At 63.3% G+C, this 6976-nt stretch carries 7 protein-coding genes; 6 read left to right on the plus strand and 1 reads right to left on the minus strand.

Annotated elements, in window-relative coordinates:
• The 3 genes from VJR29_01780 to VJR29_01790 form a co-directional block, all read left to right on the plus strand.
• On the plus strand, positions 1–995 hold a 995-nt coding region (locus VJR29_01780), incomplete at its 5' end, for a hydantoinase/oxoprolinase family protein (GenBank protein ID HKY62123.1).
• Positions 988–2556, plus strand: coding sequence for a hydantoinase B/oxoprolinase family protein (locus VJR29_01785; GenBank protein ID HKY62124.1), 1569 nt, complete (start codon positions 988–990; stop codon positions 2554–2556). The genes VJR29_01780 and VJR29_01785, both read left to right, overlap by 8 nt.
• A 118-nt stretch (positions 2557–2674) precedes the next feature.
• The gene (locus VJR29_01790; protein HKY62125.1) at positions 2675–3910 is read left to right on the plus strand and encodes an FAD-dependent oxidoreductase; all 1236 of its coding nucleotides are present in this window, start codon (positions 2675–2677) and stop codon (positions 3908–3910) included.
• A 229-nt stretch (positions 3911–4139) separates the two neighbouring features.
• On the opposite strand, the gene VJR29_01795 is transcribed toward VJR29_01790, so the two are convergent.
• Positions 4140–4448, minus strand: coding sequence for a cysteine rich repeat-containing protein (locus tag VJR29_01795; protein ID HKY62126.1), 309 nt, complete (start codon positions 4446–4448; stop codon positions 4140–4142).
• Positions 4449–4611: 163 nt separating this feature from the next.
• Between VJR29_01795 and VJR29_01800 the strand changes: the two genes are divergently transcribed.
• From VJR29_01800 to VJR29_01810, 3 genes are all read left to right on the plus strand, one after another.
• Positions 4612–5568 (plus strand): NADP-dependent oxidoreductase, encoded by a 957-nt coding sequence (locus VJR29_01800; protein ID HKY62127.1) that lies wholly within the window; start codon positions 4612–4614, stop codon positions 5566–5568.
• Complete coding sequence (locus VJR29_01805; GenBank protein ID HKY62128.1) at positions 5565–5942, plus strand: GFA family protein; 378 nt, start codon at positions 5565–5567, stop codon at positions 5940–5942. The genes VJR29_01800 and VJR29_01805 overlap by 4 nt, the downstream gene beginning before the upstream one ends.
• Before the next feature lie 145 nt (positions 5943–6087).
• Positions 6088–6976, plus strand: an 889-nt coding sequence (locus tag VJR29_01810) for a hypothetical protein (GenBank protein ID HKY62129.1), incomplete at its 3' end; no start/stop codon positions are given.

Here is a 6976-nt window from a genome sequence, read left to right on the forward strand (position 1 = left end):
AGAGCGCCGGCGCCGACCCCGGCCCGATCTGCTATGGCCGGGGCGGGACCCGGCTCACCGTCACCGACGCCCAAGTCTGGCTGGGACGGATCCCGCCCGAGCATTTCCTCGGCGGCCGAATGAAAATCCACCGCGAGAAGATCCGGCAGCCGCTTCGGCGCCTGGCTCGGCAGCTCAAGCTCGGGCTCGAAGCGGCGGCCGAGGGCGTCTTGGCCGTCGCCAACGCCAACATCGTGCGGGCCCTGCGGGTGCTTTCGCTGGAGCGGGGCTACGATCCCCGCGATTTCTTGCTTTTGCCCTTCGGCGGCGCCGGCGGCCTCCATGCCGCCGATCTGGCCGAGGAATTGGGCATGGGCCGGATCCTCCTCCCGCCCCATCCCGGCTTGCTTTCGGCTCTGGGCATGGCCTTCGCCGATTATCGCAAGGACTACGTTCGAACCTTGCTTTGGCCGGCGAGCGCGGCCGGCTTCGGCCGCCTCCAGCGCCAGCTCGCCGATTTGAAGCGGCAAGCCGAGCGGCAGGCTCGCGACGAAGGCATCGCCGCCGCCTCCCAAAAAATTCGGGCCAGCCTCGACCTGCGCTACCGCGGCCAGTCCCACGAATTGAGCGTCCCTTTCGGCCCGCGCTGGAAATCGGCTTTCGAATCCGAGCATCTCCGCCGCTTCGGCTATCGCCACCGCCGCCGCCCGCTGGAGGTGGTCAATCTGCGGCTGGAGCTCAGCGCCCGCGAGGCCCGACCGCCGGTGGATTTTTCGGCGGCCTCCGCCGCGAGCCGGCCCGCCGCCGAATTCAACCGCCTCCACTGGAACGGCCGATGGATCGAAGCCCCGGTTCACCGCCGCCAAGGCTTGGCCGCCGGCTTCTCGGCCGCCGGACCGGCGCTCTTGGTCGAGCCGAGCGCCACCGCCTTCCTCAAGCCCGGATGGAAAATGACGGTTGCGGCCCAAGGCCATCTGCTCTTCGAAAATAAGACCGTAAGGAGACCTCGTGGCTAAAGCCTTCGACCCCATCGCCCTCGAGCTCTTCCGCCACCGCTTCGCCTCGCTCTGCGAGGAGATGGGCGCCCTGCTCGGGCGCAGCGCCTTCTCGCCCAACATCAAGGAGCGCCGCGACTACTCCTGCGCGATCTTCGACGCCGCCGGGGCGATGGCGGCTCAGGCCGCCCACATCCCGGTCCACTTGGGCTCGATGCCGCTCAGCGTGAAGGCGGCGCTGCGAGCCTTCCCGCTGAGGCCCGGCGACGTCATCCTGCTCAACGATCCCTATCGCGGCGGCACTCACCTGCCGGACATCACGGTGGTCACGCCGATCTTCGCGCCCGGCCGGCACCGTCCTCTCTTTTATGCCGCCAATCGGGCCCATCACAGCGACGTCGGCGGCAAAACGCCGGGCTCGATGCCATTGGCCACCCACCTGGAGGAGGAAGGAGTGGTCATCCCTCCGACCCTGCTTTTGGAAAGGGGCCGTTGGAACCGGACCTTTCTCCGCCGCTTCCTTCGCCAAGTCCGCCGTCCCGAGGAACGCCGAGCCGATCTCGAGGCTCAAATCTCGGCCAACCGGCTCGGCGCCGAACGGCTTTTGCAAATGCGAAAGCTTTACGGTCCCCAGCTTGGGCTCATGATGCGGGAGCTGCGCCGCTACGAGACCGAGCTGACCCGCCGCGCCTTGGCGGCCTTGCCGCGGGGCCGATTTTCTTTCGAGGACTGGCTCGACGACGACGGGATCGGCGACGCCCCGGTCCGTTTGGCGGTGGAAATCCGAGTCGGACCGCGCGGCGTGAAGGTGGATTTCAGCGGCTCGGCCCCTCAAACCGCCGGCCCGGTCAATGCAACCTTCGCCATCACCCTCTCGGCGGTGGCCTATGCCTTTCGTTGTTTGGTCCGGGCTTTGACCGGCGAGGACCTGCTCTCGCTGGAGCCGATCGAGGTCTTCGCCCCCAAGGGCACGGTTCTGAACGCCCGCTATCCGGCGCCGGTGGCCGGCGGCAACGTCGAGACCAGCCAACGGCTGGTCGACGTTCTGTTCGGCGCCTTGGCGAAGGCCCTGCCCCGGGTCCTGCCGGCGGCGAGCCAGGGAACGATGAACAACGTCGCCTTCGGCAACGCCGGCTTCGCCTATTATGAAACCTTGGCCGGCGGCATCGGCGCCGGACCGGAGCGCCCCGGATTGAGCGCGACTCACAGCCACATGACCAACACCCTCAACACACCGATCGAGGCCTTGGAGAGCGAGCTGCCGGTGCGAATCGGCGCTTACCGAATCCGCCGTGGCTCCGGCGGCAAGGGCCGGCGGGGCGGCGGCGATGGATTGGTCCGGGATTACGTCTTTCTCGAGGACACCGAGGTCACGGTCTTGAGCGACCGCCGGCGCCGCCGGCCCTATGGCTTGAGCGGTGGCAAGGACGGTCGAAGCGGGGCCAATTGGGTGATCGCCAAGCCCAATCGCGCCGGCCCGGAGCTGAAGCTGAAATTGCCCTCCAAATTCGAGCGCCGCTTCAAGGTCGGCGAAACCCTCCGAATCGAGACGCCGGGCGGCGGGGGATTTGGGAGAAAGTAGCCAGGGGCTTTAGCCCCGCCAACGGCGCGAAGCGCCGTCATCGCCGCCGTGACGCCTTCGGCGCCAGGACGGGGCTAAAGCCCCTTCCTACGGACCAAATCTGGTTTACAATCGCTTCATGCAATCCGACCGCCCCGACATCCTTATCGTCGGCGGGGGCGTTCTGGGTTCGGCCCTGGCCTGGCAGCTGGCCCGCAAAAGGGTCGGCTCGATCCTGGTGATCGATCCCGACTTGGCCGGAACTTTCAGCTCCTCCGAGCGCAATGCCGGCGGAGCCCGGGCCACTTGGTGGCATCCGCTCAATGCCGAGCTGGCCTGGCGCTCGATTCAATTCTTCGAGAGCATCGCCGAGAAGATCCAATTCTTCCAACGTGGCTATCTCTTTCTCTATTCGGCTTCGCGGTGGAAGATCGCCCAAGAAAAACGTGAAACCTACCGGAGTCTCGGCATCCCGGTCGAATACCTTTCGCCGGAAGAAGCTCGCCCGCGGCTTAAGGAATTCGAAAACTGGAAAGGCATCGCCGGCGCGACCTTCTCGCCGAAGGACGGCCTGCTCGATCCCCATCTCCTGCGCGACTGGTACCGTGCCCAAGCCAAGGCGGCCGGGGTCCTCTTCCAAGACCGGGCTTATTTGAGCGGAGTGATCCGCCAGGGCCGGCTCGCCCGCGAAGTCCAGGTCCGGATCCGCGAGCGGCCGCCCGGCGAAAGCGAATTGGAGAGCCTGCTCACCGAGCAGCGAATCGGCGCCGAGTGGCGGGAGCAGCGGCTCTATCCCAAAATCCTCGTCAACTGCACCGGCGCCTGGCTCAAGCTCAGCTCGAAGCGATACGGCGAGCCCTTGCCGATCGAAGCGGTCCGCCGCCAGATCGCCCTCTTCTCCAGCCAAGCCGAGGATCTCTCGGGCCGGGGAATGATCGTCGACAGCTCCGGGCTCTACCTTCATCCCGAAGGCAGCCACAGCGGCCTCGTCCTCGCCGGCTATTCCAACCGCGACGAGAAACCGGGCTACTCCTTTCGTTACGACGGCGAGAAATTCTTCGACCGCAAGATCTGGCTCCGGCTCTACCGGCGCGGGGGGCGGCGGCACTTCGACGCCATCCACCACCTGCGGGGTTGGGCCGGGCTCTACGCCGTCGGCCCCGACAAGAGCGCGGTCCTAGGGAGGGCCGAAGGCTTCGACAACATCTACGAGCTGGGAGCGGCCACCGGCCGCGGCGTCATGCAGTCCTATGCCTTGAGCCTGGCCTTGGCCGAGCTCATCGCCGAGGGCCGATTTTCCGACCTCGACGCCACCGCCTTGAGTCCCTCGCGTTTCAAGCGCGGGGAATGGGTCCGAGAAGACTTAGATATATAAGCCGCCATTGTCCTGCCCCTGCACCGTCATCCTGAGCGAAGCGAAGGATCTGCGACTGGCCAAGGTGCCTTGGAAGGGCCAATTCTCTTCGGTCATCCTAAGTGGATTCCGGGGAGACGAAGGAACTCTTGAGTCCCATAGTTGCTTGGCAGGTCGTAGATCCTTCGCTTCGCTCAGGATGACAGGCCTCGCGGCGTTCGACCGGAACCCCGCTCAGGACGCCATGAGGCTAGATCAACGCCTTGCAGGCCGGCGAAAGCTCGCTCTCATGCGATTTCATGCAGGCCCGAACTTGGCCCTTGCCTCGGGGAATGTCCTTGCAGAACTTCTCGACGTCGGCCTTGCAGGCCGCTTTGCGTTGCTCGTGCCTTTCCATTTTGGTTTTACATTCGACCGAGAGGTCGGCCTTGTGGTCTTGCAGGCATTGCTTGATGCGGCCGCCGCCTTTTTCGACGTTCTTGCAGAATTTTTCGACGTCGGCCTTGCAGGCACCGCCATCTTTGGCGAAAGCGGCCGGAGCCGAAGCGGTCAGTCCCAAAGCGAGAGCCCCGATTAAAAAAACTTTCCTTCCAAACATATGCTTCCTTTCTTTCCGCGATGCGGATCTAGGGATTGCTTCAATGGGACCGGCGGCCTTGGGCGAAGTTAAGGCCCAAAAAATCCGGGTTTACCTGAGGCTCCGAATGGAGCAAATTCGCCCCATGAAAGCGATGGGAATTCAAAGGTTCGGCGGACCGGAAACGATCGAGCGATTGGAGCTCGATTTGCCCAGGCCGGGGCCGCGGGAGGTCCTGGTGCGAATTCGCGCGGCCGGCGTCAATCCGGTCGATTGGAAGATCCGCGAAGGATTGTTGCAGGGCCGGATGCCCCATGCCTTTCCGATCGTCCTGGGTTGGGACGCCGCCGGCGTGATCGAGGCCGTCGGCGAAAAAGTCGATTTCGCCAAGACCGGCGACGAGGTCTTTGCGTATTGCCGGAAGGAGATCCTCCACGACGGGACCTATGGCGAGTTCATCTCGCTCGGCCGGGAGCATATTGCGCCCAAGCCGAAAAACCTCGGTTTCGAGGAAGCGGCCGCGATCCCGCTGGCCGGCCTCACCGCCTACCAATCGCTCTTCGAGGGGATCAAGCTGAAGGCCGGCGAGACGATCCTGATCCACGCCGGCGCCGGTGGCGTCGGCAGCTTCGCCATCCAACTGGCCAAGAATGCCGGTGCCCGGGTGATCACCACCGCCAGCGCTCGGCACCACGATTACCTGCGCCGGCTCGGCGCCGACGAGATCGTCGATTACACCCAAGAGAATTTCGTCAAAGCATTACAGCGACTCCATCCCGGCGGCATCGACGCGGTTTTCGACACCGTCGGCGGAAAAACCCAGACCGAGAGCGCCGAAGTGCTGAAAGAAGGCGGCCGGATCACCTCGATCCTCGCCATGAAGGAGGACGATTTCCGACGCCGCGGCTTGGTGCCCCATTACATTTTCGTCCGGCCGGAAAGCTCCCAGCTCAATAAACTGCGAGAATGGTCCGAGGCCGGAAAATTGTCGGTCAAGCTGGCGAAGGTCTTCCCGCTGGCGGAAGCCGCGGAGGCTCACCGGCTGATCGAGGAGAAACATACCCAGGGCAAGATCGCCTTAAGCATCTCAGGAGAGGCATGAGCGCGGGCGAAACGCAAGAAGGCGGCTGTCACTGCGGCCAGGTTCGTTTCCGAGTCCGAATTCGGGAGCGAAAAGCCTACGACTGCAATTGCAGTATTTGCCGCAAGAAGGGCTTTCTTCACTTGATCGTTCCGGAAAAGGACTTCAGCTTGCTCCAAGGCGGAGAATTTTTAAGCGAATATCGCTTCAATACCGGCATCGCCCGCCATCTCTTCTGCCGGGTCTGCGGCATGCATCCTTTCTACCGCCCCCGTTCCCATCCCGGCCAATGGGACGTCAACGTCCGCTGTTTGGATGGGGATTTCGCCGAGACCTTCGAGATCCTGCCCTTCGATGGACAAAGCTGGGAATCGAGCGTCGACAAGATCCGCTAAATCTTGTTCCCAGCCCCCTGCGTGGGACGCGCTAAATATTTACATAGATTTCAGCTATTTAGACGAAGCCACCGACCTGGGAAAGCCCTGGAATTGTTGAGAATTCGATGCTACACCGGGGCTGTTTCGCTGGGACAAGGGATATATGCGATTATCAACGATTCTGCTCCTCCTCACCACGCTGCTCTGCAGCGTCCTGATCTGGACCCAGATCAACAAGCCACGCGACATGGTGGAGAGCAGCTATCCGCTCAACAGCTTCTCGCTCAACCCCTACAAGAAGCACCAAAGCCCCTTCCAAGGAAAGGATTTCACCGCCGAGGAGATCGAAGCCGATCTGAAGGTTCTCGCCGGGAAGACCTCGACGATCCGTCTCTACAGCTCCTTGGGCGGGCTCGATCAAGTTCCGGCCCTGGCCGCCAAGCACAACATGAAGGTGATCGCTTCGGCCTATCTCGACGCCAATCCCGACACCTCTCACAACGATCGTGAAGTCGAAGCCGTCATCCAAATGGCCCTGAAAAACAAGAACGTCGTCCGGGTCATCATCGGCAACGAAACCCAACTCCAGGAGACGGTGCCGCGCGAGAAGCTGGTCGCCTACCTCGACTACGCCCGCAAGAAACTCAAGAAAGCCAAGATCCCGGTCTCCACCGCCGAGCCCTGGGACTACTGGCTGATGCATCCCGATTTGGCCAAGCACGTCGATTTCGTCGCCATCCACATCCTGCCCTACTGGAACGAAGTCCCGGTCGAGCAGGCGGTGGACTACGTCGTTTCCCGGCATGAGGCCGTCAAGATCACCTTCCCCAAGAAGCCGGTCATGATCGCCGAGACCGGCTGGCCCAGCGACGGGCCGCAACGGGGAGCGGCGAAGGCGACGCTGGCCAACCAAGCCTCCTTCGTTCGGGGATTCATGGCCAAGGCCACCGAGCTCAAGCTGGACTACAATCTGATCGAAGCTTTCGACCAACCCTGGAAGAGCTCGATCGAAGGGCGAGCCGGCGAGCACTGGGGCTTGATGGACGCCGATC

Source organism: bacterium (genome assembly GCA_035281585.1).
In the GTDB taxonomy this organism is placed as follows: domain Bacteria; phylum UBA10199; class UBA10199; order DSSB01; family DSSB01; genus DATEDP01.